Origin of the sequence: Neobacillus niacini (assembly GCF_046591715.1) — a bacterium.
Taxonomy (GTDB): Bacteria; Bacillota; Bacilli; order Bacillales; family Cytobacillaceae; genus Neobacillus; species Neobacillus niacini_L.
Map to the genome: position 1 here is coordinate 110,412 of NZ_JAWVNQ010000007.1, position 25,850 is coordinate 136,261.

Consider the following 25,850-nt stretch of genomic DNA (forward strand, 5'->3'; position numbering starts at 1 on the left):
CCCCCTTTGTTCTGAGAACCCTCATAATGAGCTTTTTCTAGTTTCTACCAATATATTATAACTGCTCTTTATCTTAAATTGCATATAAAACTCTAACGCCCCAAAAAGGCTGCCACTGCAACCCAATCCCCCACCCCTATCAACAAATTCAATCTCTTTTCATCATAAGCACTCGCTTCTACTTTAAGAACCAATGTAATATGATAAACTATTGTTGTTAGCGTTTTCATAATATTTTTTCTGTTAAAGGGCCGTTTAAGAACTATCTAGAACATGTGCAAATAAATGTATCCATTAAAAAGTAAATTGGGGGGAATAGAGTATGGAGGCATCGACACTTTTGTCACAACAATGGGCAAGCTGCTTAGATAAAGAAGACTGGTTTCCACCGCTTGAAAAGGTGCTTGAAAATATTACGTTGGAACAGGCAATTTGGAAACCATTTGAGGGGGCACATTCCATTTGGGAGTTAGTTTGTCATATACTTTTCTATGAAAAAAAATTTCTGGTCCGATTTCTTGGTGAAACAGAGAATGAACCACAGGCAGAAAATAATGAGTCTACATTTCGACTGCCAGCTCAGACGATAGAAGGTTGGGAGGAAACAAAACAAGAATACTTTCATGTTCATCGTGAGCTTGGGAAAATATTAGAAACAGTAGATCACGAAGATTTGTATAGACCGGTCCCAGGAGAAGATCATTCATTAGTGCTTGAACTGAAGAGTTTAGCAATGCACGACGCCTATCATATTGGGCAAATGGTATTCCTAAGCAAAATGCAAGGTGCCTGGGCAGAAAAACGGAGCTTTTAAAAATTTTCCATCGCCCCACAGTTTAATTTTCTATCGAAAAAACTCGTCAACGATTGACGAGTTTTTAACATGTCTATGGGTGACCATGGGGACGGTTCTCGCGGTCATTTCTTGTCATATCCGCACTACGCAAATAACGCTTTAACCTTTTTAGTTCCCTTAACTAAGTAAGCAATAGATTTAATATAAATAGGATAGCCTTGAGTGTTTTGAATCGCATCTTCCACATCAATGAAAGCTGGAACAAGCTTCTTCTTTCCAAACATGACTTCCTCACCAATTTTTTCAATTCTAAATTTAAACTTCTCCGTTAGTTTGTCATAATGTCTTTGCTCTAAATAACTAACATAATATCGAACTTGATTATCCTTGGCATGCATGGCAGCAAGCTTAAGCAGTTCCAATAAGATGGCCTTCGAGGCAAACTCCCTTTTAACCCCCATTTTCCGAACCTGGTAAGAGTGTTTTAGATTTTGAAGGATTCGTGTTTCATTCGATATATCAACTAGATCGTTCATTTCCGATAGATTTGTATCGCATGGTACAAATTCGATTGTCCCCACGCTAGCTGTGTTTTTGTCCTTTAGAATATAGGCTTCTGAGTTTTCAGCAAGCCCTGTTATTTGGTATTTCCTTTCATTGGCAATTTGGCCCCAGAGATTCATAAATTCTTCTCTATCTTCGTTGTTTGCTACAAACACATGCACCGTTTATCAACCTCGCTAATTGTCATTTTTGTCTATTCAATTGTGTAATATTTGACCAATTTTAGCAATAACTAACTGTTATTTTTTCAGATTCATAGGCACCATGGGGACAGTTCCTGCGGTTCTTTCTCCATTTAAAAAGACCATGAGAACCGTCCCCATGGTCTAGAACCGTCCCCATGGTCACCCACGGTCACCCTATTTTCGCTGTTTTAGAAGGTCTTTTATTTATCCACTTTATAATCACTTCGCTACAATCAATTTTCCTTATATGATGTGGAATCTCAATTTCCGCGAATGTTTCTCCATTTCTTTCCTCATAAACATGACAATTACTATGAAATGTCCGATTATCAAAAGAAACAACAGCTTCATAGCTTCCATCATTAGGCATTATATTGTAGGGATCAGCTTTAAATGCTGCCATAGTAAAGTCTCCTTGTGTATAAATCCCTGTAACTTTTCCTTTTGACTGATAATAGTCTCCTAGATAATTGACAATTTCCCCCACTTGCCCAGTTCTTAGCAAATTTCTGATCAAAGTAGAACTAACCTTTTCACCGAATTGTTCTACTTTTGGCACCATTGACACACGAAATGCCCCTTTTCCATGTGCTTCAAGAGTATGAATAGTCCCTTTTCCTTTACTGCCATAGGTAAAGTCAAACCCTGCCACAATTTGCTTAGCTTCTAGAGGAATAAGATATTTATCAACAAATTCTTCTGGATCCATACTTGCAAATATCTTATCAAATCGTACAACATACAATTGATCTACACCGATCTTTTCTAGAATCTCTATTTTTTTCTCCATGGATATTAAATAGTTAAACTTAACCTGATTTAAGACTTCTTTTGGATGAGGAAAAAACGTTAGAACCGCTGATTTCAATCCACTTTGTTGCGATATCCGTTTTACATTCTCAATCAATCTCCTATGTCCTAAGTGAATTCCGTCAAAAAAACCTAGAGCCATAACACAAGGCTTCCTGTCTATTGTCTTACATTCCGAAAAATGATTGATAAAAAAAGTTTGCAAAATAACCAGCTCCTCCTGGTTTTCTAATAGAACGTATCATTGGACACATGTCCTGTTAAAATGGCTTGTACCATTCCCAGTTTCAGAAAGGATACAAGCCATTTAGTTATTTATACAATTTCATCTTTTTTATTAGGAACTAATATAATCCCGATTGTAGCAATAACCCCAGCAATTACAAATGTATAGAAGCTCCAAAGTAAATCAACATGTAAGCTTAGCAAGAAGCCTACAACTATAGGTCCTGAAATAGCTCCAATTCTACCGATTCCAAGCCCAAATCCTAAGGCTGTTGCTCTTGATTGGGCAGGATAATACTTTGTAACAAAGGCGTTTAAAATTTGCGTACTGCCTACAGCACCAAAACCTGCAATTCCAACCAATAAATAAGTAACGGCAATTGGAGGTGCACCCAGTGTTAGACAAAATGCGGATATAGCAGCAAGGGTATAGGACACACCAATAACTCTTTTTGACCCAAAGCGGTCGGCAATAAAACTAGCTAGCATGGCTCCAATACCTGCTGTCAAATTCATGACAAGTAAAAATGATAAACTAGAGTTGAGTGAATATCCTGATTCTCTCATTATTTGTGGTAACCATGTATTTAAGCCATATACTAAATAGAATCCCATTACATATGTTAACCAAATAAATAGTGTTGCTCTAAAATATTCCTTCGTAAATAACCCTTTGATTGATTTCTTGTCTTTCCCCGCGGTTTGTTCGGATTTCTCTTTTTGTTCTCGAAAAAATGAAATATCCATTTGGTAACGTTTACAAATAGCTTCAGCTTCTTTATTCCGATTACGGGATAGAAGAAAATCTACAGATTCTGGTAAAAACTTGATCATAACAGGGATTAATAATAAAGGTAAAGCACCAATCCAAAACATTAATCTCCAGCCAAATGATTCTAAAAGAAAAATAGCCAATATAGCGCCCAAAACCGTTCCAAACGAGTAACCTGAAAACATTAGTGCATAGTTTAAAGACCGGCGATGTGTGGGTGAATACTCGATGGCAAGGGCAGAAGCTGTTGGGATTACTCCGCCCAAGCCGATTCCCCCAATAAAACGAAATAGACCGAACATTTCTGGTGAAGCAGCTGCTGCACAAGCAATCATAGTGAGTGAGAATACCGTTACACAAATGATTAATGTCCACTTTCTTCCTAAAAAGTCAGTAATAGCACCAATCGAAACTGCACCGAATAGCATTCCAAATAATGCATAGCTGCCGATTGCACCAGCTTGTGCTGCAGTTAATCCCCATGGCTGATAATCTAGTAAACTAGGAAGAACGGCTCCATAAATCCCCAAGTCGTAACCATCTGCTAATATACAGAAAAAACAAATACTTAAGACAAAATACATTAAAGAACGAGGAACCCCAGCTTTTGAGAGTTCAACATTTGTATCTTGAGGTATTACTTTAACTACTTGACTCATTCCATTTCACTCCTTAAATCAGGCTCATAAAATTTAATAATGGGTCAATCTCTATTAAGTTCTCCTTCAAATTTTGTTTGAAGGACCCTCTTTTGTTGTAGATGGGGTTCCTAATAACAGCTCTGACTGTAATCTATAACCCTTTTAGAAAAAGCAAATAAATCTTTTAGAAAAACCAAATAAATCTTTTAGAAACAAAGAAAATGATTATTTCTCAACCCAACTGTATTGATAATTTTCATCTTCTAATTTCAGCGCTTTTTTAATCACTCTTAAAGGACGGAATGTATCGATCATCACCGCTAATTCTAATGTTTCTTTTTTGCCGATACTATCTTCCACTTTCCCTGGGTGCGGTCCATGGGGAATCCCACCAGGATGTAATGTAATCGACTCTTGTTTGACCCCTTTTCGGCTCATAAAATTGCCTTCGACATAATACAAGACTTCATCACTGTCCACATTACTATGATAGTAAGGGGCAGGGATTGCATCCGGATGATAATCATAAAGTCTTGGAACAAATGAACAAATAACAAAATTATGCCCTTCAAATGTCTGATGAACAGGCGGCGGTTGATGGATACGCCCAGTTATTGGTTCAAAATCTCTTATATTAAATTTCCAAGGATACAAATAGCCATCCCAGCCTATAACATCAAGTGGGTGATGTTTAAAATAGTGAGAATGCAAATAATCTCCCTTTTTTATACGGACTTCGAACTCTCCTTCTTCTGCATAGGTAACTAATTCCTCTGGTCCCTTTATATCCCTCTCGCAAAAAGGACTGTGCTCCAGAAGCTGGCCAAATTCATTACGATATCTTTTAGGTGTCGTAATCCAGCTAGTAGTTTCTACAACCAGGAACTTTGATTCTCCCGGATTTGGCTCAACCCGGTAGATCGTCCCGATTGGAATCACAATATAATCACCCGGTTCATAATAAAGCGTTCCAAAAGTGGATTCAATTTTCCCCGTACCATGATGAATAAAAAGAAGTTCATCCCCTTCTCCATTACGATAAAAGTAATCCATCTTCTTAGTAGGATTTACTACCCCGATAACTAAGTCATCATTTCCAAGCACATACTCTCTGCCCATAACAGCATCACTTGGTTCTTTGTTTACATTATCGGTATAGAAATGACGCGGGCGAAGTGCACTCTGTTCTTCGTATGCTGGGTTACTCTCTCCAATTAAGGCAGATTTAAAAAAACTAGTTGGCGGATTATGGTGATACAAAATGGATTGGATACCTGAAAACCCCTTCGTCCCCATAACCTGTTCTCGAAATAATGAATCATCCTCCTTCCGAAACACCGTGTGCCTCTTTGGAGGGATTTTTCCCAGTTGTTGATACCAAACCATAAAAGGTAATCCTCCCTTTTTAAAAGAATCAGCTATTTACTACAGTTTCTTTCTTCTTTATTACCCGTTCTTTATTAAGCGCTGGTTGAATAAGACCAACAACTTCCCCAAAACCGACCCGGTAACCGTCTCCTTGGCAAAAACCGGTCATCGTTAATTCATCACCATCTTCTAACCATTTTCTCTCTTCGCCATCTTCTAATTGAAGTGGTTCCTGGCCTCTCCAGGTTAACTCTAATAAACTGCCGCGAGATTCTTTTTCAGGGCCGCTGATGGTACCGGATCCAAGCAAATCGCCCGGATTTAAATTACAACCTCCAACCGTATGGTGTGCAATTTGTTGTGCAATACTCCAATATAAATAACGATAATTACTAGAACAAATTTGAGTAGGTGCCTTCATTTTTTCCGATTTTAAATAGACTTCAAGTTCAATATTAAAAGATCCCTGTTTGGTTTGGTCTAGATATTCCAAAGGTTTAGGTTCTTGAACAGGACCAGCTACACGGAAAGGTTCTAATGCTTCTAACGGGACCACCCATGGCGAAATGGAAGTGGAAAAGTTTTTAGCTAAAAACGGTCCTAATGGTTGATACTCCCATGCCTGAATATCACGAGCACTCCAATCGTTCACCAAAACCATTCCAAAAACATGGTTTTCTGCCTCTTCAACAGAAATTGGTTCACCAATTTGATTTCCGCCGCCGATCACACAACCCATTTCCAACTCGAAGTCTAGTTGCCTGCATGGTTCAAATATCGGAGATTGATCAGGTAGTTTTATCTGTCCAAGAGGGCGGCGGATATTGGTTCCACTTACTACAACAGAGCTTGCTCTCCCGTGATACCCTACCGGTAAATGAGTCCAGTTTGGCATTAAAGCATTTTCTTTGCCTCTGAACATAATTCCAACATTTGTCGCATGTTCCTTTGATGCATAAAAATCTGTATAGTCTCCTATTTTAATAGGTAAATGCATGGTTACGTTTTGTCTAAGAATGAGCGCCTGACTTCGTAATTCATCATTATCTCTTAGCTTAGACTCATCCGCAGATAACAAAAGTTGAAGTTTCTTACGGATTTTCGTCCAAACTTCCTTTCCTAATTCCATAAATGGATTAAGTGATGGCTGGTTAAATATTTTTTTATTAACTTCGATCATTTCTTTGAAGTAACCCTTATCTTCCAATAGGGATAAATCTAATAAATAGTCTCCAATTGCAGCCCCGACTCTTGGCTTTGTCAGATCGCTGGTACTAAAAACGCCATATGGGAGATTTTGAATAGGGAAATGAGATTCTTCACTCACATGAATAAAGGACTTCATTTGATGACCTCCTGTCTGCTTAATTCTAATAATTCATCTTTAGGTTCATCAAAGCTGCAGCTTCCAAATGAACACAAATATTTCCTGTAAATTGCAATTTCTTCCGATGAAATACGATACTGCTTCCAAGCAAGATACTCATCTTCAATTGTAAATTGATTGTGGTCTTCTTCAGATAGAATTTCTTTAACCTTAGCTTGATCTAAGTTGTGTTGATAAGCCAGCATGCCGGCTAAAAAAACGTTTAGAAATCCATGCATCTTTGCCTCTACTTCATTTCTGAACATACGAACAGGATGATGCAGACCAGCTGTAAACTTTATCGGTAAATGTCGGTCACGACAGGCAGAAATAGCAAAAGCTATCCTATCAATACTTGGAATCATTTCTGCCTTAATCCCGCCGGTTCTGAGCTTAACTCCCAACTGACTTGTATGTTCTAAATTAAACTTAGCTATGGAATCCAATGATTTTAGTAAATATTCTTCCCAGTCCGTTTGGCTGAGTATATTAACTTCACAGAACACTTTTAGCTCTATTGATTCTGTTACATCGAACAATTCATTTAACAAGTATTGTGTGGGCACAACTGCTGGTAAGGGAAGTTCATAGGTATCGATCTTTGCCCAATTAGAAAATGTTTCATTATAAAGCCTAATTTGCTCTATATCCTCTTTCAATTGAAGACTACACTCTCTATTAGACTCGCTTTTTCTGCCAACAACTGAGAGGAGCAGCGGACTTTTATCAGTAAAAAGTTGTCTAAATTTCACCAATTCGTTTAATTTTGTAACAGGTTGAATAAAAGGACCTAGCATCCATGAATCATCGCTGTTAACATAATCCGAGTAATTTTTGATTGCATCGTTTATTGATAAATTAGCAGGTGGAAATAGACCTGCGTAGTCTACTAAATTACTTAAAAAAGCTTTAAGACTTGGACGACTTTTCATCTATCTCACTTCCTTACTATGAAAAACAAATTAATAGGATTGTCCGCCCTCACTAGTCTGAATGAATGAGAGCGGACAAATTTTTATGATCTAACGAGTACTTTCCCTAAACTCTGCTGCATATGAACAAGTTCACCTGCAAGATTTTGTATTCTCTCTTTAATTTCCGCATCATCAATTTCATTTCGCTTATTAAAGTGTGCTGCATTTACATATACATAACTTGGAGCTAAATAAGCACGGAAATAAGACATGATCGGTTTTAATTGATTTTCAATCATTAAATAATGTTGATAGGTTCCACCGTTAGCCGCAAATCCCATTACCTTATGACGAAAAACTTCAGGAGGAATTAAATCGATAAGATTTTTTAAGGGTGCAGGGATGGAACAGTTGAAAACAGGAGAACCGAATAAATAAAAGTCTGCATCCGTTACTTTACGGATTACTTCCCTTGTATCACCGTTATAGTCCTCTTGTTTTCTTCCATCACAAAATTGCGTATCATAATCCCTTAAATCCAGCATTTCTACTTCAATTTCTGGATGGGCCCTTTTTACTTCATCCAAAATCGTTTGTACTAATATAGAGGTTTTTGCTCCGACAATCGTTCCTGAAATACCGAGAAGCTTCATATTGCTTCCCTCCTTCTAAAATGTTTTATCCTTAGATGACAGTAGCGTATTCTTTTTTCTCACTAGCATTTTCTTTAAATGCAGGCATTACTTCCTTTGCGACTAATTCCATTGATTTCAATACCTTCTCATGAGGCATTCCACCAAAATTCATAAGCATCATAACGTGATCGCAGCCGGCATCTTGATATTTTTTCAACATTTCAATTACATCTTGAGGAGAACCAATTAGTACTTGTTCACGATCTCTTAAATCCTCGTATTTTGCACTCTTTCCATACATACGTGTATCTAGATACAAGTCTAGATGCGGCTTAGCTGTCGCAATTGCTTCCTCTGTTGTTTCGGCCACATACGTATGGAGGGCAAGCGGGATATTAATTTTCTTTTCATCATGACCAGCTTTTCGGTAAGTTTCCTTATAATTAGTAAGGATCTCTTTTAATTCAGGTAAGGAATTACAAGCTACATAAGGTACACCACTAATGTTGTAACCCATTTTACCTACAAAACTAGCACCGTTATGACTTAATGTCCCAATCCAAATGGGCATTTCCTTTTGTTTCGGAGTAACTTCAAGTTTAATATCCTTGAATTGATAATAGTCTCCGTCATGTGAGAACTTCTCACCTGTCCATGCTTTTTCAATAACAGCAAGAGAATCATTGAATCTTAAAGCTTTATCTTTCCCTTCAACATTAAATCCTGCAAATTCATGTGGAAGATAGCCGCTGCCTAACCCCAGATTTAGACGGCCGTTGCTTAGGACATCAAGCAATGCGTAATCTTCCGCAACCTGAATTGGATTCTTAAACGGCAGTGTTACGATCGCTGTCCCAAGCCGAATATTCTTTGTACGTTCTGCAGCTACAGCTAGAAAAGTTTGAGGTGTGGTCATAATTCCATACTCATTAAAATGGTGCTCTGCAAACCACGCAGCCGTATATCCTAACTCGTCCGCAGCCACGGTTTGATCCAAAACTTCATGTAAAAGTTGTTCAGGTGTACGTTCAAATGATTCCTTTTGATTCTTATAATTGTCAAATACAGTAAATAAACCGAATTCCATTAATAAAACCTCCACTTAACTAAATTTTTTCAACAAAAAAACCAGTAGCAATAGAAAAAATTTCAAACTGAAGTGACTCCTCAGTCGGGAAATTTTTTCCTAAAGCTACTGGCCCTTTATCCACTCTATGAGGTTCGGCCCTAGTCCTTGCTCAGTAGATAATCCAGTTAAACACTAGTTTTATGTTGTTAACTTATTGTATTACAAATTTTCTGCAAACTGCAAGGGTTTTCAACGAAATTTATTTTTTACTTTCATAATAATTTTTTTTGGCTGAAATTAACCCTTGAATGACAGCCTTTTGAGGCGGAGCTATAAATCTATTTTCTAATTCATTTATAATTTCTTCTGTTTCTCTTAATGACTTCCCTCTTAATATGCCTCCGAGAAAGTTATTAGTTAAATCCTGTAAAAAGGTAAATGTTGCTTCCACAATAATATCCGTTTCCGTATCTACCATTAAGATACACCCTATTGTTTTTTGCACTTCATAAACAGGTGTTCCCTTTGGCAGCTGCGCAAATCCTGTTACTAGAACATAATTTTGTTTAACCTCCAAACTCATTACCTCCACCCCTTATCCTAATTTCTAATAATATTACAATAGATTACCTTTCTGCTCAACTTCATTTAGGGGATTCTCTCCCTAAGGACTAGTCTACCTTTTCCATTATCGCCCCCCCTGCAAATAAAAAGAAAAGCCCTCCTCAAAAAGTAACCTCTTCAAATACCTATCACAAACCGTTAATTTGGAATGTATAAAGTAGTGTTTGTTGTATGTAAAAATGTTATTGGTCTTTTTGTTTTGTAGGACATTATAAACCATTATTACTAAGAAGGATTTATGCCCCTTTTTGCTGAATTTCTTATTAAACTAACGAGTGCAGTTTAGTTGAAATAGAAGAACGAATAATGCGTATTTGACTCTTTAGCGAACTAACAGGTCATACTAAGATAAAAAGGTGTGACTTTATGAAACAAACATTTTTTCTTTTAACATTAATTTCTGTAATCATTCTTACAGGTTTTGTTAAGAAAGACCTAGACAAATGCCTTCCTTGTAAAGAATGCTATGATACCGCTTGGGATGACGGGTATAGGATGGGTTATGGTACAGGAACTGTAAATGAAAGGTATAGAATCGCAAAAAGCCTGATTGAATTAGGAAAAACGGATGAAGAACTTGTTCACATGATACCAACAAGCTATGTGGAATTAAAGGACGTAAGAGAGCAGCTTAAACTCTATCATGGTTATTTTGAGTTTCAGGTATCAAGATACGAGAAAGCAAGAGCACTTTTAAAAGAAGGTAAATCAAACGAAGAGATTGTAGAAGAAACAAACTTAAGTTTCTATGAATTAGAATTGGTGAAACAACAACTTAAGCAAAATAATGGCAAATTCAAATGGGAAGTGAGTAACTAAGGGACTTAAGCGAAAGCGATAAGTCTTTGTGAACTTAACTAAAATATTGTGAAGAAATGATACTTAAGCTAACGGGTGCTTGGTTAATAATGATGACCGCTACAGCGGTCATTTTTTCTTGTTAAAATTTACTGTCAGTTTAGTGGAAGAATCCAGATCTATTTTTGTTTAGCAATCTGTCCATATTGTTAAATAACAGAAATTACTTTTTCGAAATTTATGTTAATATTAATCTATTCTGAATTTGACAAAGAAAAAAAAATGGAATCTAAACATTCCTAATCTAGAAAATAATTTATAAATTCTACTACTTTTAAAATAGTCTAAGGGAGATAATTAAATAATGAATGATGGAGTCTTTAGAGTAGTTGATATTTTAAATAAAAACAATTTTATAGAACTTAATTTAGACAATTTTGTTTCGTTTGACCTCGCTACTATCGATGTCGATTCCTCCAACAATTTTCTAAACAAATTATGGGAGAATTTTAACGCTAATTTCAGTCCAAAAGGTAAAGATTATTGTCCTTGGGCATACTTGCCTAAGAAATATCAATTTCAGAAATTGACATTCACCTATTTTGGTTCTATGAGAACATCAATTGGATATATACATGCAGGAGTATCATATAAGAAAAGAGGTACTATTGATAAGTTATATCTATTCTCACTGGAAAATGATTTAAATGGGGTTAGTATCTTCCCAATGTTAAAAGAACTCGTAAATGATGCAAGAAAGAACAATAATACTTTAACGAGTTACTTTTTACTTTGTAATATATTTTCGCAACAATTTAAATATGATGTACTAATTGAGAACTACAAAGGTACGTATTTTATTATTGATAAGTCTAATGACTGCAATAACTTGCTTTTCCAAATTCAAGCACTTAATCCTACCGACGCATTAAACTTAAACAAAGCATTAAAAAAAGTTGATTCTATTTTAGATTTTTTATCAATTGAAACAAATGCTTTATTTGAGTACGGAAAATTTGAATTTTGTAATGAAGGATTACCAAAGCAATTTTGTATGGAATTACAGAGTTCATTTCAAAATGATTACATTTGGGATAATGAAATAGATAATAATTTGTTTATTGATTTTTATCCAATAGTTGATAATAAGTTGTTGCTCTCTAATGAGGCTATAAAAATAATAGATAAAATATTATTGGATGATTCCCTTACGAATGAGCAGTTTTCTGTATTTTTAAAAAGTTGTTATCACTTTAGAAATAGCTTGCTAGGTGAAATAAATATACAAAGTGAAATGGTAAGTTTAAGTGATACACATGTATTAACGAAAACAAAAATTGAAAATAACCATAAAACAATCATAGATGGAACTGTAACAGGTTACTTATCATCAGTCGAAACGGTGACTTCAAGTATTAATAAAACCGAAGTAGAGAAATGTACATCTTGTGGTCAATTAATGTACAGCATTACACACCGCGTTAAATCTTTTATGGATAGATATATAGATGTGGGTTTTGGTGATATATTTAAAAGAATTTATAACCTGAGGTCTCTATATTTACATACGGGTGAATCATGTACAAGTACATATATACCACCTGTTCGGCCTCTATTAGATGTGAAAACAGGGACGGGTGCTGTAGACTATTATGATATTTCTGTAAACATAAATGGTGCAAGTTTAGAATTTAGTATCATTAATATACGAGAGTGGGTTAGCTATAGTTTGAGAAATTATTATAGACAAGAATTAACATCAAGATTTTATTAGAAGTATAATTTGTGCAATATTAAAAAAACAAAATTCCTTAGAGCTGAGAAAGTCATATCACTAGCTCTCTTTTTCACTTTTTATTTTTAAATTTTCTAGTTTTGTGTTTGTGAAATATTGTACTTAAAGTAACGGGGTGCTTCAGTTAAAGAAGGACCCAATCATAAATAAAAATCACTAACGCTCCTGTTAAGCCGATTTTTTTCGTTTTCCCAATTTATTTCTGTTAGCAAAATTGCCGGTTAATATGTACCGTAATTTGCAACCTTACTGAAGTGTCTGTTAGTCTGCAAATTGGTATACAAATACTGTAACAAAAAAATAAAATCTAATAGTATAAATGCCTGTATACCAATAAAAATAGACCATCATTTTATATTAAAATTTGATGGTCTATTTGCTTTACAAAATGAAATTTTGTAACAGGTAACTGAACCCGTTATTCAAAAAGAGGGACTCTTTTAACCAACCAAATCCTACTTAACCAACTCACCAACAGCTGAAGGATTTACTCCTCCACCAATTTGGTGAATGTATTTCGCCTGTTTCCCACCCAATGCTTGTTTTTGAGATGCTAAAATTCCATAAGGTGATGATACCAACAAAACAGGTGATCCTAATTTAGCTGCTAGAGGTCCTGCAGCTAGAGCATCTACTAAACTTTCTGTTTCTGATTTCGCCACAAGAATACTTCTTAATTCTGCCTCTGGATAGAACTTGCTGATGACCTTAGCATTCGTATCATGACGATTCACGCCGCTTAGTCGATTCGCTAGAACATTTGCTGAGGTGATCTTATCCATTTCACTCAAAATTGAAGGTCCAATAACAGATTCACCACCGATAAAATAAGCGTAAGTAATGTTTTCTGATTTCAACCATGCAAACGTGTCAGCCGGTACAGCTGATTTATCTGCTAGAATGATCGGCTGCTTTTTCAAGCCTGCCTGTGCGGCGATTGAAAGTGCATCAGGTTCACCCCAGCCATACGCAACATAAACCGTGCTGACATCCACTAATTTATCAAGTTCCTTCGCAATCACTAGTGATGTATCTTTTCGGTTACTGCCGCCAATTCGAGTGACTTTATAACCCTTCGATACTAGTTCCTTTTCCACTTTTGGTGTAATAACTAAATCTCCACCGATTAAAATAATTTCCTTTGCCTTTAAGCGCGTGATTTCATCCATAGTCGTTTTTGGAATCGAATCCGCTGCTGTTAATAAAATTGGTGCATCCTTGGCTGAAGCTAATGGCGTAGCGGTTAAACCATCGACAATCGCAAAGCCATTGACCAACAAGACTGTGTCCGCTGTTTTCCAGCCGGTTTGTGAAACTTTAACTGCTGTTGCATACCTGGTTTCACCAACTAAAGATACCAGTTTCTTATTAACAGTTACTTTTGTTGCCGGACTTACACTTCCAGCGTTGTCCACCACGTATACTTCAACAACTTTTCCTGAAGACTGCTTCGGAATAGCAACCTTAAATTTTCCGTTACTATCAGCTGTTCCTCTACCGATTTCATCCCCTGAAACCTTAGCTACTATGGTCGAGGATGGCTCCGCACTTCCAATCAAGAAGGTCTCCCGATTAGTAAGTTCATCCACCTTTGGTGCTTCTGGTAAAGTGGCGTCTTTAACTGTAACCGTCACACCTTCACTCACGTTTCCACCAGAGTCAGCAGCTGTAATCACTAACTTTGTCCCGCTTTTCTGAACAGGAATAGATACAGTAAACTTTCCATCTGACCCAGTCGTTCCGCTGCCAATGATCGAGCCGCTTACTTTCACTTCCACCTTAGAACCAACTTCAGCATCCCCTGTAACAGAAGTGTCCTTTTCACTCACACCATTCACAGACGGCTTACCAGGTGCCGTAACATCTTTTACAACAACTTTCGTTGCAGCACTTGCATTACCAGCCTTGTCTATAGCAGTGACCACTAATTCTATCCCAGCCTTTTGCACAGGGATATTAGCGGTAAACTCTCCATCCACATCTGCTGTTGCACTGCCAATTAATGCTCCATTTACCTTCACTTCCACCTTAGAGCCTGCTTCCGCCTGTCCTGTTACAGTAATATCTTGATCCGTAACAACGCCCACCGTTGGTTGTCCCGGTGCTGTTCCATCCTCCACAACCACTTTCTTAGCGGTACTTACATTCCCCGCTTTGTCAGCTGCAGTCACAACAATTTCCGTTCCAGCCTTTTGGACAGTAATTCCAACAGTAACCTTCCCATCTGGACCTGCTGTAGCAGAACCAATTACCGCACCGTTTACTTTTGCTTCTACTTTAGACTCTGCTTCCGCAGTACCCGTTAGCTGCGTATCAGCATCACTAACCGGATTCACCACTGGACTCTCAGGAGCTGTAACATCAACTTCGGTTCCACCACTATTCATCGGGAAAGTGGTATAGGTTACATCACTACCCTTATTCGCAGGGATTGAAAGACCCTCCTTGGAATCAAAAGTAGTAACGACCGCTCCCCCGCCACGAAGGTTCGCGGAGCTGCCCGTATAAATTTTCTCCTCTAATGCGTTAAAGAACGGATCACCTTTAAAGCCGTATAAGCCTGTTGATTCTTTTAACAGCAAAGCAATTCTAAAATTAGTCATCAACTCCCCAAAGGTCATATCCGGACTAATATATTTTTTCGCAACATTTTCAACTGCTTGATAATTATTGCTGCTATCATTTAAGATTTCTTTAAAAACGGCATCCCCTTGATTGGCTTGAAGCTTAATATATTGTCCGAATAAATAAGACAACGAGTAATTCGCCAGCGTATCGCCATTGTTATCCCAATACAATAGAGAATGACCATTGGCTATCGAATTTGACACATTAAAATAGTCAACACGGTCGCTAAGTCCTTTACCTGAATAAATTTGTTCTGCCGCCATGGAAAGGCCCTCATTCAGCCATGTATCCATATTACTGCTGCTGCCTTCAATCAGAACATTTCGATTAAAATTCACCATATGCTGAAACTCATGTGCTAATGTTTCATATGCACCTGTTACATCTTTTACGGACCCCATTCCCATTGATGGGTACGTATCGATATAGAAGATTTCAGACTGATTCGAAGCGGTCGTATTATATAAATCCCCCGACCAAAAATACCCGCCGATATAACCGCCACTGCCCGAAAACCCATCTTGAATGTCATATGTTAAAATATTAATCTTTCCATCATTATTCACATCAGATTCTAGGCCAAAATAGTTGGTTACGGTTGAATGGATTTTCTGATCAAATTCCTTCCCGAGTTTTTCAGCCTCCGAATCGGAAATTTGGTTATTATAAACCCATACATTCGCTTTCGTACCGCTATAGGCTAATCTCGCATTAATTTGATAATCACCATTGTTTTGGAAATTAGTAACCCAGAAATTCTTATAATCGCCGATATTGTAGCTAAGGCTTATAGACCTTGCATTCTTTCGGGCAACCTTTCCTTTATGATTAGCAAGATCAAAAGGTTTATTAACATCAACCTGGTAGGCATCCGGCTTTAAACTTTTATCCTTTGTGTAGGTCATCTCTTTTAGATTAAACGTACCCGTCGGCTGGGCAGCACCAGCATTGGTAGATTCATTGCTAATCACTGCATACGAATCCACTTCTGTACTGCTGCTAGAAGTGTAGAAAGGATTCGATACTTTAAAGGTAGTGGTATCAGAATAATAAGTATCATTAGAAGACTTTGAAATACCGACTCTCATATAAATATAGGGTTCATTTGTAAAATCAGCTTTTGCAATATGTGAGTTCACTAAACCTGAAGTAGCCCCTGAAGTATTGAATTCAGTACTCCCTGCATAATTTAAATAATTATTTTCTTCCTTAAAAAACTCAATCGTTAAAATACTATCCTTTGAATAGGCTTCATCCGCACTGTATAACAACTGAACTTTCATATAGTCGCTATAATATTCAGAAGCTGTGACTGTTTCATAATAAATATATTGATAGTCATTATAACTGCCTAGTAAATAATCAACGTATCCCCCTTCCGCTATAAGCGGATAACTAGCTGGATTACGATAATCTGCCTCAACCGATAACGATTGTCTGGGCTCGTCCCCACTAGAAATTTTGGCATTTATGCTCTCTTCTTGCTTAGGTTCTTGTGCATAGACTGCCCCATTTACGAGGATCAGCTGTAATGCAAGTATAATAGCTAGTACCTTCCTCAAATTCCTTCCCTCTTCCCACTTTTATTATCTCTATCTCACCAGAAATAGTACCGGATAAAATAAACCCTCGTATTATTATTTCTGATAGTTTCTAGTGATATATTACTATAATAGGTGAATTTAAGGATATACCAGATTTTTGGAAATTAGTTAATGGTCTCTACTTATAGTTTAGCGGTTTGGTCCATAACCCAGAAGATAAAAAAGGACACAAGAACCATCACTATGGTTCCTGTTGTTCCTCCCATTTATTTACCAGAAAGTGTTACAAGCAATTTGAAGTGAAATCACTTAGTATTAGAAGGCAAAACAAATTAACCTAATAGAAATTGAAATAAATAAAAAGGTCATAAATTGTAAGGGAGAGTGGAAGTAATGATGCCATCAAACAGACCATGGAAATCAGAATTAAAGCCCTTAGACAAAAAGGTTAAGAGAAAAGCAATTAAGTTAGTATTAACAATATTTGGTGTAGTTTTGGCTCTTGGAATAGTAAGTGAAATGGATTTTAACGGACAACAGGCAGCTGCTGCAAATGAAGAAACAAATTATGAATCGACCTCATATGAAGAAGAAGAAGTTGAAACTCAAAAAGACTTCCTTGAAAAATCTATGGATGAATATGATGTACTTTATAGAGATTTTTTAATTATATATCAAGAAGGAAATCCGAATATGGAACAGGAATTAGATGATTTATATTCGAGAGTAGAAAATTTATGGGGTTCATTGGAAGTTTATAAAAGAGGCAATCAAATTAATTATGGTGCATTTTATGACCATTTAAATGCTGTAGAGAAGTTAAAAGATGCGACAGGTTCAGCCTATAATGCTAGTACAGCATCAACAGCATTAATCGCAACACAGGCTGATGCTAATGCAGAGTATTTAATTCAAGAGAGTTATGAATATCAAGAAGAGGCAAAAGATCGTTTAAGCGACCATTAATAAACGGCTGAGGCCGTTTTTTTTTTGCAAAAAACTGTTACCTACATGCTTTCTATCATTCATAATTAATTTACACACCTATCGCGTTTACAAATTAAACCAAAATGTGAAAAACGACAAAATTCTAAGAATTTTTGCCGCCTTTCATCATCAATATTACTAATTAGATAAACACTTAAAATAATATAATTAAGCTTAATTCTAAGGTTACGATACGAAATCCCAATATATCAATCTGTTTTATGCTAAAACAACACCAATACTCCCAAAATAACAATCAAAGCTGTATTAACCATAAAGTAGATTTTATTTGTTTTCGATTGACTGATTAGTTTTTTGTTCTGTTCTTCTTGTATTCTAGTAAGTTCTCCAACCAGAGTCTCTTGACTCTTACTCACCTTCTTATTAACATCATTCATTGAATCATTAATACCTTTTACATCTTTCTCCTGCTGTAATTTTAATTCTGCAAGATTTGCAATAATATTAAATTGTGTTTGTTCTACTGCCTGCTGCCTTGCTTCTATGTTTTTCGCTGTAGTTTGAAACAGTTCAAGTTTACTTTCAATAATCTCCTGATAAAGTTTAAGTTGGTCTTTTGTCTGAATCAGTGAAGTAGATGTTTTACTGATCTCTTCCTGATGCTTCTCTATTAATTTTAGGTAGTCTGATGCTTTTTTTACTTTGCCAATTTCTTTGCCCAAATCATCAATATAGGTTTCAAGTTGATCAACTTGTTCTAACTTTCCCATGGGTACCCTCCATATGCGTGCTGCTTCATTTTAGTTTTTAATGTGTTAATCATGCCGCCAAAACTGAATGGGTCTTCAAAGGTATGATAAATCTGTCTTAAATCATCCATTAAATTAAATCCGTTGCTTACAAGCACTTCACTTAAATTGGTTTTCTGTTCTAGAGATAAGAGGATATCTGAAGTTTCTAGGATGGAATCAAGCATCTCTTGGCGGTCCTTCGATTCAAATTTCGAAACCTGTCTGATTGCTGACTCCATTCGCTCCCGGCTATCTAGCGATTCAAATTCACCAGCAGCTAAACTAATCATCCCATTTATTAGATTTAGACTGATATCATTATTGTAACTCTCCAGAAAACGGCTTACTGTAACCTTTAAACCTTTAAAAGTACTTAGAGCACGCAGCTTGTCATCCTTACCTTCTTCCTGGACGTAGAAAATTCTAAACCATTCTTTAATCTGATCTTTTTTTGCAACAATCTTTTCTAAAAAATAAACATCATCGTTCCTTTTGAAATACATTTCAATTTTTCCCTGTAAAGACTGGCTGTCAGTAAATTCATCAGCACACTGCTTCATTAACAGCATTGAACGCTTTCGCGAATAAATCACATTATCGTTGTACCATTTTAATAATATATAAAGGACTCTTTTTAAAAATGGATCATTGTCTTTACTAAAATGTTCGATATAGTCCTTATATTGGTCTGCATGCCTATCCGTGCTCAATAAGGTAAACAGAGAATCATATTTTCTGATATGGGCTGTAAGCCTTTCCTCAACCGTTTGTTCAGTCCATTCCGCTAATTCAACTTCAAGCTTTTTTAGTTTCCAATCTATTGTCCAATCCTCAATAATGCCCAACAAAGCCAAACGGTAGACAGATTTTTCTTTACGTTCACGATCAATATCACTATAGAAATCTATTACTATTTCATACCCCTCATTAACAGGTAGTGAATGATAGAACTTATATATCTCATCAACCTCTGCTTGTATATCCATTAAATTACTCGTTAGAAAAAATAATAAGGTGCTTAAATCTCCCTTTACTTTCCTTGTTTCCTCTTTTAAACGGTCTACTTCCGTATTCATTCCAAAGAGAACTTGCTCCTGCTCTTCATTTATTTGATCAGGGTTATATAAAACAACACAATTAGATTTCGTCTTATCACGGCCAGCACGGCCTGCCTCTTGATAGAATGATTCCAAAGAACCTGGAATTCCAAAATGTATCGTGGTCCTGATATTTCCTTTATCGATACCCATTCCAAAAGCCTTTGTAGCAACTAAAACATCAATTTCATCCTTCATGAAAGACTGTTGGATTTGATCCTTATAGTCATTAAACGAATTCATTCCATTCCATTGCTTTGGTTTGCTGCCAGAGTAAAAGCCAGTGAATAATCCAGTAGCTGAATAGATATAATGATGTAACTCAAAGCAGCCGCTTTTTCCATTAACAGTAGGTGTAAATACCAAAGTTGCCCCCTTTTCATTATCTTTCGAGGTCTTCTTGACATTACTCTCCAAATAATTAATTAGGTAATCCTTTTTTGGCTTTTGCTTCACTGGGATAATTGAAAAGTTCAACTCAGGACGAGTGAAGTTTGAAATGGTTATGACATTATTACCATTAATACCAAGCTCATTCATGACATCCTGGAGCACTTTTGACGAAGCTGTAGCCGAAAGAGCAAGAAATCTAGTTGAAGGTGCGAATTTCCTAATAGAGTTTGCCAAAGCCAAATAGGATGTTCGAAACTCATGGCCCCATTCCGACAAACAGTGGACTTCATCAATGACTGCTAATGATATGGCCTTTGTACGATTTACGAGTGATAATTCCTCCCTAAACTTTTTTGACTGAAAGCGTTCAGGAGAAATCACTAAAAAGAAGTGTTTCCCAGCAGCAAAATCCTGCAGCCTCCTGCTTGACTCCTCCGGATTTAAATCCCCATTAATATAGCTGGCATGAGTTATGTAATGTTTTCTATTTAAATTATCGATTTGGTCATACATTAAAGACTTAATTGGGACCACGACAAAACTAATCGCAGGCTGAAGCATAACGCACAACTGATAGGTTAGAGATTTCCCGCCGCCAGTTGGTAATAATCCGACAGTGTCTTCACCATTCAAACAGTTTAATATAATCTCTAATTGACCATCACGAAATTGATTAAATCCAAATAAATTCTCCAAGAAAAATTCTAAGTGCTTTTGATGCCTATTAGCAGATAACTTAAAAACAACGGGATCCTTAACTTTCACAGAGAAATAGTTAGCATGATCATCAAAATCAGTACGTATATGATAGACATCACGTTCCTTAATTGTGTCGTCCCAGCGTTTAAATAAATCAAACTTTATGTTGATGTCATTCTTATTTCCTGGTATCTGATCCTCTCTCTCGTATACCTTTATATTGACCTTAGGCATGTCTATATAGATATTAAAAAGAGCTGCAGTATTTCCTATCCATAATTCAAGGTCCCTTAATGCGAGCTCCAGATATTCTTTCGCATCCACAGCGAATATGTTAAAGTTCCAACACTTATCTTCGATAGAAATAACACCTCTATCAAGAAGTTCAAGAACAAATACCTGAAACCTTGCAATAGAAGTTAATTTTATTTGAATATCATATTCTTTTGGATTTACTTCTAAAAAGTGCCGATACTGATTAATTTCGTAGTTATAGGTGTTATATAATTCTCTAAAATGATTGATTAAATCTTCGTAGTTTCTTCGCCTGATATCTTTAGTATTAATTCTAATTACTTTTATCCCAAACCGCTCAAGTGCTTTGTCTCTTTTTCTATCAAGCTCTTGTTGCCTTTTATGTCCCGCTCCATCTACTTCTATGACTGTTTTAAGAAGTGGAATGTAAAAATCAACCTTTTGCATGGTAAAAGCTTGATTCACCTCAGGAATAATATCCGAAATAGGGCATTCTGCTATCGTTAAGTTTCTAATGAAACCCAAACTATATAGAATTCTTCCTAAATCATTGTAGAATTGTTCTGCCGGGTAATCATCATTCTGAACATCACCTTTAATTGTCTGTGCCCAGTTTAGATTTTCTTTGGAAAGGAATTTTACTGGTTTCATAAACTTTAAATAGTCACGATCTAGGTTCAGTTTTTTTCGTAAAAAAACAGAAGCAATAGTCGGATTCCCACGCATAATCATGTTTTGAACAATTCGAATGATATTGGTATAGGGTGATATGATCTGAATGTTAGGCAGATTTGTAATAATGAAATTTGAATTAGAATGACAATAATTAGCGGTGAATTTTTTCATGAACTTACTCCCCTGAAGATATACTATCTCCATTATAGGATTTAGTACTTATAATTAAAGAGAAGTGCCATCAGCACTTCCCCATGCAGCCTCGACCATCAAGGAGATGGTTGTAAGTATATATATTTATCCGAACCACAGTTGTTTTAACGATCTTAAAATTAGAGTTTACCTTCTAATTGCTCTAGTAAATTAGCAGCTAACTTTTCGAATATCTCTTCTATTAACAAGTGGAAATACTCTATTATTTCATGCATCATAGAATCTACCTCATCTGTATTAAATCCAAATCGGTATCCGGTTTGTAAATCATACTCTCCGGCATAAAATGGGGAATTTGATAGTTCTATTAGCTCATTATTCATAAATTTACAATCGGAAAGCGCCATGATGCTAACTTTGAACACATTATTAGATACATAAAATAAAAATAACAAATCATAATTTTCAAATGGCTCGAAACTTGGGTTTCCACTTGAAACTAAATGATTATAAGCGGCATACACACGGTTACAAATGGCATCCTTCTCATAGCTGCTTAATTGTTCATTCCAATAATTTTGATCCTCAAAACCGTAATCAATGCTTCTTACTCTCTCTGAATAAAACAGATTATCCATTGATTTCGTTACCTCTATTTCGATACCATAATGATATCCATTACCGCCTGTTCTTCTTATCATACGGACATCAAATAGGACACCTCGATCGATTTGAGGGGCTAAAGACGCAGCAATATTCCTTGGAATCCAGCCAATGCTTTCTTCCGACTCTGTTACTACTTCAATAGCATTTTTATCATGTGCATTATTAGGACGTCTTTTTATTAAAATTATGGCCCTGCTTGCTAATTTTGATATGACTTCCTGTCTTCCTTCAAACGTTACGCCTGTTAATCGTATCCTGGTCATAGTTTAATTCCTCGCCAAATTATTACTGATAAATACTTTCTAATTGAGAAGTCTTTATCACGAAATCAAAGAATAATGAAAAGTTATTTAATCCCACAAATCGGATGTCTTCACTTTGAATACCACATATGCGTTCAAATACATATGGCACCTCATCAATAAAACGATCCGCCCCCACACTCTGGTAGCAAGACCAATAACTATTCATCGCACTTTGAACTCTAGGAAAATCTTGGCTATTCAGTGTCTGATGAAGATTTTCTCTAAACGAATCCAAAATAGGAGCAATGTCCTCCCCATTATTCTGGCCTAATGCAAGCTTTACCCCGAAATCAACAATAAAGAAGCGCATTAGCAATAAATGATCTGAAATTTCCCCTATATCTACTTGAGGAATTTTCTTTGCAATCATGTCTAAATAACTCGGTTCCTCTAGAATATCCTCTCTAAAACAATAATCGTGTAATACTTGCCCAATATCATTTAATACTTTCATCTGTCTCATAAAATTATTCCTCCCGCAGGATAATATTTTTAATAAAGTGACTCTCTCTCTTCATATATTTCACCACAGGTCCAGCATTTTGCCGACCTATTATAGTAAATGGAAATAATTCGGTTTCTACTACTACAGTGTGGACACCTAATGTACTTAGTTTCCCTCAGCTCCTCCACATTGAGAAATGAAGTCTTTAATGGCTCTCCCTGTTGCTTTCTAAAAGTAAGCTCATCCTCGATAAAAGAAATAATTCTTTTGAATTCGTCCACATCATTCCCTAAAATATAAGCTTGGGTTCGATTCATTTTCTGCCGGGCCTGCTCAATCTCAGCTAAGTCTAGTTTTCTTGCTTTTAAATAAATCTCTAAATCTGATCTAGTTAGATTTTGTATAGAACTCATCACTTTACCCCTTCGTTTCTTTTTCCTTTCCCTTAAACAATAAAAACGTTAGATACCAATCTTCTTCTATAAATAAAATCTAATTTAATTTTACCATTACAATCGGCCTATACATTGACAAAATTTTCTCCCATAAATCGACAAAATTTTCATCTCCTTCCATGATGTTTTAGTAAGAAAAAAGGTAGATGTCATAACGTATTCACTAATATTCCATCTATTTTGAAACAAGATAGGATTTCAAGTATGGCGGGGAAAATGCCTTATTCTGAGTCGGAGCTATTAAAATAAAAATGGTTTTCATTATAGATTAATAATATAATTTAGGAGTATTTATCAAATGTTGAGGAGAATAGGAATGGGACTTTTTAGTAGCAGGACTTCACAAAATGGTGACACTCTTTTACGCGATGGTTTACAAGCACACGAACGAAATGACGCAGTTAAGGCTATTGAACTATTAGAAAAAGCTTTAAAAGTACTTCCAAGCAATGACAGAGATAAACTCTTTCAAGCATACCTGTTCTTAGGAGTTAATTACAAAAGAGTAAATAACCTTCAGGCTGCTTATAACATGTATAAAAAGGCAGCTGAGCTAGTCAATGGATACGAGAATATAGCTGAAGTACATAATGCATTCGGTAAAATATGCTACCTGCTTAACAAGCAAGATGAAGCAGTGAGAAATTATATGATTGCCCTTAATGCAGCGATCCGTTACACAACAAGTGAGCAATTCGATGTAATTGGCGGTAACTTATTCCACCATCTTGGCCATGCTCTCGCTGATTTTGACAATGCCCTGCCGCATGATTTTAAAGTCCTAATACCTGAATATAAAAAATCAATTATGGGGCAGCCTAATCGTTATAACCAAGGGGCCATTTCTGCCTATATTAATATTGCAATGGATTACTGGAAAGCAAATAGGTAATTTCTATATTCTAAATAATATAAAGAAACTATATAGGCAAATTACCTATATAGTTTCTTTTTTATTTTCTATTAAATGCCGTACTAAAAGCCCCCATTGGTTGTAAATATGAGTAAATTCGCTGCCGAAAAACCTAGCAAGTTCATCAGCAGATTTCTGGAGCATTACCATAACATCCTCTTCCAATCCTGTTTCACCATTATCTAATCTTGTTAATAAGTAAATTACGTCTTTTATGTGAAAACAAAAATAAAGATCTGTTAATAGCAGCTTCATAAAGTGAGATGGTGTAACATTCATTACATCAAAGTCTGCCAATTGAAGCAGCGTTTCATACCATGTTATCTCTGCCTTGTTGATTAGCTCCCAAGTAAAATCGACACCTGCTTCATAATTCTCAATGATATAATAGGAGATAAAATGGAAACACTGTATGGATTGAGGCAGTTTCTCAAGGACAGATTGAAGAAATCCAATTTCTTTAGAATCATAATGGCTTAAATAAAGATTTTCCTGAAATTTCTTCATTAACTGTGGTTCATCATTCATGAAGGAAAAAGCGTAAGCCTTTGGTCTTTCTATGTAGATGTCCAATACAACACCATAAAGGTACCGCTTCCCCCATTAATTCTTGAAATAGAGGCAGCGACTTTTCTACCTTCATCCATGATAGCAGCTAATTCCGTAGATACTTCTCGATCAATATAGCCAATTTGTTCATTTCGAATCGTATAGATTGCGATGGCATTTCCATCATATTCATTACTTCTTTCTCGTTTTAATACAATTCGATCTAAACTATCCATTTTTGCTATGACATCTTGTCGTCGATCAAATGATACGCCTTTAACCTTTAAACTCTTAAAAAATTCTAGGTTATCACTATTCAACTTGCCGCCTCATTCCTAAAGGTTCCTAAAATCATCAATTGTTCGTTCCGCTAAAATAACCAAGTTATTTGTGACATAATCAATCACATGCTGAGCAGTATTTTCCATATTGTTATAGTCTAGCAAAAATACAGTATGTTTTAATTTAATGGAAGCTTCGTCAGCATAAAATGTCGCATATCTGCTTTTTTCATTAATTTCATTACAAAGCTCTAGGTATTCCAATTTATCTTCATAAGGGAAATCAAAGAAATCGTCAATGGTGATATTGACATAATTCTCATGTACCTCCCAGGTTATCAACAAATTTCCACATTTCTTGACTTGGCATAAATGTTTGAAAACGACGTACTGGTCATATTCATCATATGAAAATGCATCAAAACTGACTGGGATATCTACTAATGTGAAATAGTCCTTAAAATGATCTGCTAATGTTTTCATGTGTGACT

23 protein-coding genes are annotated in these 25,850 nt (G+C 36.0%); 5 read left to right on the forward strand and 18 right to left on the reverse strand.

Annotated elements, in window-relative coordinates; all coding sequences use genetic code 11:
* Positions 1 to 322: 322 nt before the first annotated feature.
* Entirely contained in the window at positions 323 to 814 is a 492-nt protein-coding gene (locus tag SFC47_RS17480) for a DinB family protein (protein ID WP_411255591.1), read from the forward strand.
* 125 nt (positions 815 to 939) lie between these two features.
* On the opposite strand, the gene SFC47_RS17485 is transcribed toward SFC47_RS17480, so the two are convergent.
* The 9 genes from SFC47_RS17485 to SFC47_RS17525 form a co-directional block, all read right to left on the reverse strand.
* Positions 940 to 1,521 (reverse strand): hypothetical protein, encoded by a 582-nt coding sequence (locus SFC47_RS17485; protein ID WP_411255593.1) that lies wholly within the window; start codon positions 1,519 to 1,521, stop codon positions 940 to 942.
* Between the two features lie 193 nt (positions 1,522 to 1,714).
* The gene (locus tag SFC47_RS17490; protein ID WP_411255594.1) at positions 1,715 to 2,560 is read right to left on the reverse strand and encodes a hypothetical protein; all 846 of its coding nucleotides are present in this window, start codon (positions 2,558 to 2,560) and stop codon (positions 1,715 to 1,717) included.
* Between the two features lie 110 nt (positions 2,561 to 2,670).
* Positions 2,671 to 3,936, reverse strand: coding sequence for an MFS transporter (locus SFC47_RS17495; protein ID WP_411255682.1), 1,266 nt, complete (start codon positions 3,934 to 3,936; stop codon positions 2,671 to 2,673).
* Positions 3,937 to 4,218: 282 nt separating this feature from the next.
* Complete coding sequence (locus SFC47_RS17500) at positions 4,219 to 5,379, reverse strand: homogentisate 1,2-dioxygenase (RefSeq protein ID WP_411255595.1); 1,161 nt, start codon at positions 5,377 to 5,379, stop codon at positions 4,219 to 4,221.
* Between the two features lie 28 nt (positions 5,380 to 5,407).
* Positions 5,408 to 6,706 carry a fumarylacetoacetase gene (gene fahA / locus SFC47_RS17505; RefSeq protein WP_411255596.1) on the reverse strand — a complete coding sequence of 433 codons (1,299 nt, stop codon included), beginning with the start codon at positions 6,704 to 6,706 and terminating at the stop codon, positions 5,408 to 5,410.
* Positions 6,703 to 7,659 carry a hypothetical protein gene (locus SFC47_RS17510; protein ID WP_411255597.1) on the reverse strand — a complete coding sequence of 319 codons (957 nt, stop codon included), beginning with the start codon at positions 7,657 to 7,659 and terminating at the stop codon, positions 6,703 to 6,705. Before SFC47_RS17510 ends, fahA begins: the two co-directional genes overlap by 4 nt.
* An 83-nt stretch (positions 7,660 to 7,742) precedes the next feature.
* Positions 7,743 to 8,294 (reverse strand): NADPH-dependent FMN reductase, encoded by a 552-nt coding sequence (locus SFC47_RS17515; protein WP_411255598.1) that lies wholly within the window; start codon positions 8,292 to 8,294, stop codon positions 7,743 to 7,745.
* Between the two features lie 31 nt (positions 8,295 to 8,325).
* Positions 8,326 to 9,363 (reverse strand): LLM class flavin-dependent oxidoreductase, encoded by a 1,038-nt coding sequence (locus tag SFC47_RS17520; RefSeq protein WP_411255599.1) that lies wholly within the window; start codon positions 9,361 to 9,363, stop codon positions 8,326 to 8,328.
* A 241-nt stretch (positions 9,364 to 9,604) separates the two neighbouring features.
* Complete coding sequence (locus SFC47_RS17525) at positions 9,605 to 9,928, reverse strand: DUF3870 domain-containing protein (RefSeq protein ID WP_411255600.1); 324 nt, start codon at positions 9,926 to 9,928, stop codon at positions 9,605 to 9,607.
* A gap of 407 nt (positions 9,929 to 10,335) precedes the next feature.
* Between SFC47_RS17525 and SFC47_RS17530 the strand changes: the two genes are divergently transcribed.
* Together SFC47_RS17530 and SFC47_RS17535 are read left to right on the forward strand one after the other, a co-directional pair.
* On the forward strand, positions 10,336 to 10,788 hold the full coding sequence (locus SFC47_RS17530) for a hypothetical protein (RefSeq protein ID WP_411255601.1): 453 nt from the start codon (positions 10,336 to 10,338) through the stop codon (positions 10,786 to 10,788).
* Positions 10,789 to 11,131: 343 nt separating this feature from the next.
* On the forward strand, positions 11,132 to 12,541 hold the full coding sequence (locus SFC47_RS17535) for a hypothetical protein (protein ID WP_411255602.1): 1,410 nt from the start codon (positions 11,132 to 11,134) through the stop codon (positions 12,539 to 12,541).
* 476 nt (positions 12,542 to 13,017) lie between these two features.
* Here SFC47_RS17535 and SFC47_RS17540 read toward each other — a convergent pair whose 3' ends face one another.
* Positions 13,018 to 16,752: an Ig-like domain-containing protein gene (locus SFC47_RS17540; protein WP_411255603.1), complete on the reverse strand. Its 3,735-nt coding sequence runs from the start codon at positions 16,750 to 16,752 to the stop codon at positions 13,018 to 13,020.
* Between the two features lie 375 nt (positions 16,753 to 17,127).
* On the opposite strand from SFC47_RS17540, the gene SFC47_RS17545 reads away from it, so the two are divergent.
* Positions 17,128 to 17,700: a hypothetical protein gene (locus SFC47_RS17545; RefSeq protein ID WP_411255604.1), complete on the forward strand. Its 573-nt coding sequence runs from the start codon at positions 17,128 to 17,130 to the stop codon at positions 17,698 to 17,700.
* Between the two features lie 245 nt (positions 17,701 to 17,945).
* On the opposite strand, the gene SFC47_RS17550 is transcribed toward SFC47_RS17545, so the two are convergent.
* From SFC47_RS17550 to SFC47_RS17570, 5 genes are all read right to left on the reverse strand, one after another.
* Complete coding sequence (locus SFC47_RS17550) at positions 17,946 to 18,452, reverse strand: hypothetical protein (protein WP_411255605.1); 507 nt, start codon at positions 18,450 to 18,452, stop codon at positions 17,946 to 17,948.
* Positions 18,440 to 21,763 (reverse strand): RecQ family ATP-dependent DNA helicase, encoded by a 3,324-nt coding sequence (locus tag SFC47_RS17555; protein WP_411255606.1) that lies wholly within the window; start codon positions 21,761 to 21,763, stop codon positions 18,440 to 18,442. Before SFC47_RS17555 ends, SFC47_RS17550 begins: the two co-directional genes overlap by 13 nt.
* Before the next feature lie 161 nt (positions 21,764 to 21,924).
* Positions 21,925 to 22,674, reverse strand: a complete 750-nt coding sequence (locus SFC47_RS17560) for an HIRAN domain-containing protein (protein ID WP_411255607.1) — start codon at positions 22,672 to 22,674, stop codon at positions 21,925 to 21,927.
* A gap of 22 nt (positions 22,675 to 22,696) precedes the next feature.
* Positions 22,697 to 23,179 (reverse strand): hypothetical protein, encoded by a 483-nt coding sequence (locus SFC47_RS17565; protein ID WP_411255608.1) that lies wholly within the window; start codon positions 23,177 to 23,179, stop codon positions 22,697 to 22,699.
* Positions 23,180 to 23,208: 29 nt separating this feature from the next.
* A complete protein-coding gene (locus tag SFC47_RS17570) occupies positions 23,209 to 23,574 on the reverse strand; it encodes a hypothetical protein (RefSeq protein WP_411255609.1) in 366 nt (121 codons plus the stop codon).
* A 358-nt stretch (positions 23,575 to 23,932) separates the two neighbouring features.
* On the opposite strand from SFC47_RS17570, the gene SFC47_RS17575 reads away from it, so the two are divergent.
* Positions 23,933 to 24,508, forward strand: coding sequence for a tetratricopeptide repeat protein (locus SFC47_RS17575; RefSeq protein ID WP_411255610.1), 576 nt, complete (start codon positions 23,933 to 23,935; stop codon positions 24,506 to 24,508).
* Between the two features lie 45 nt (positions 24,509 to 24,553).
* On the opposite strand, the gene SFC47_RS17580 is transcribed toward SFC47_RS17575, so the two are convergent.
* The 3 genes from SFC47_RS17580 to SFC47_RS17590 are packed head-to-tail and all read right to left on the reverse strand — an operon-like array spanning position 24,554 to position 25,842.
* Complete coding sequence (locus tag SFC47_RS17580) at positions 24,554 to 25,057, reverse strand: hypothetical protein (RefSeq protein ID WP_411255611.1); 504 nt, start codon at positions 25,055 to 25,057, stop codon at positions 24,554 to 24,556.
* Positions 25,058 to 25,086: 29 nt separating this feature from the next.
* Positions 25,087 to 25,398 carry an HIRAN domain-containing protein gene (locus tag SFC47_RS17585; protein ID WP_411255613.1) on the reverse strand — a complete coding sequence of 104 codons (312 nt, stop codon included), beginning with the start codon at positions 25,396 to 25,398 and terminating at the stop codon, positions 25,087 to 25,089.
* A gap of 15 nt (positions 25,399 to 25,413) precedes the next feature.
* Positions 25,414 to 25,842: a hypothetical protein gene (locus SFC47_RS17590; protein ID WP_411255614.1), complete on the reverse strand. Its 429-nt coding sequence runs from the start codon at positions 25,840 to 25,842 to the stop codon at positions 25,414 to 25,416.
* Positions 25,843 to 25,850 lie beyond the last annotated feature (8 nt).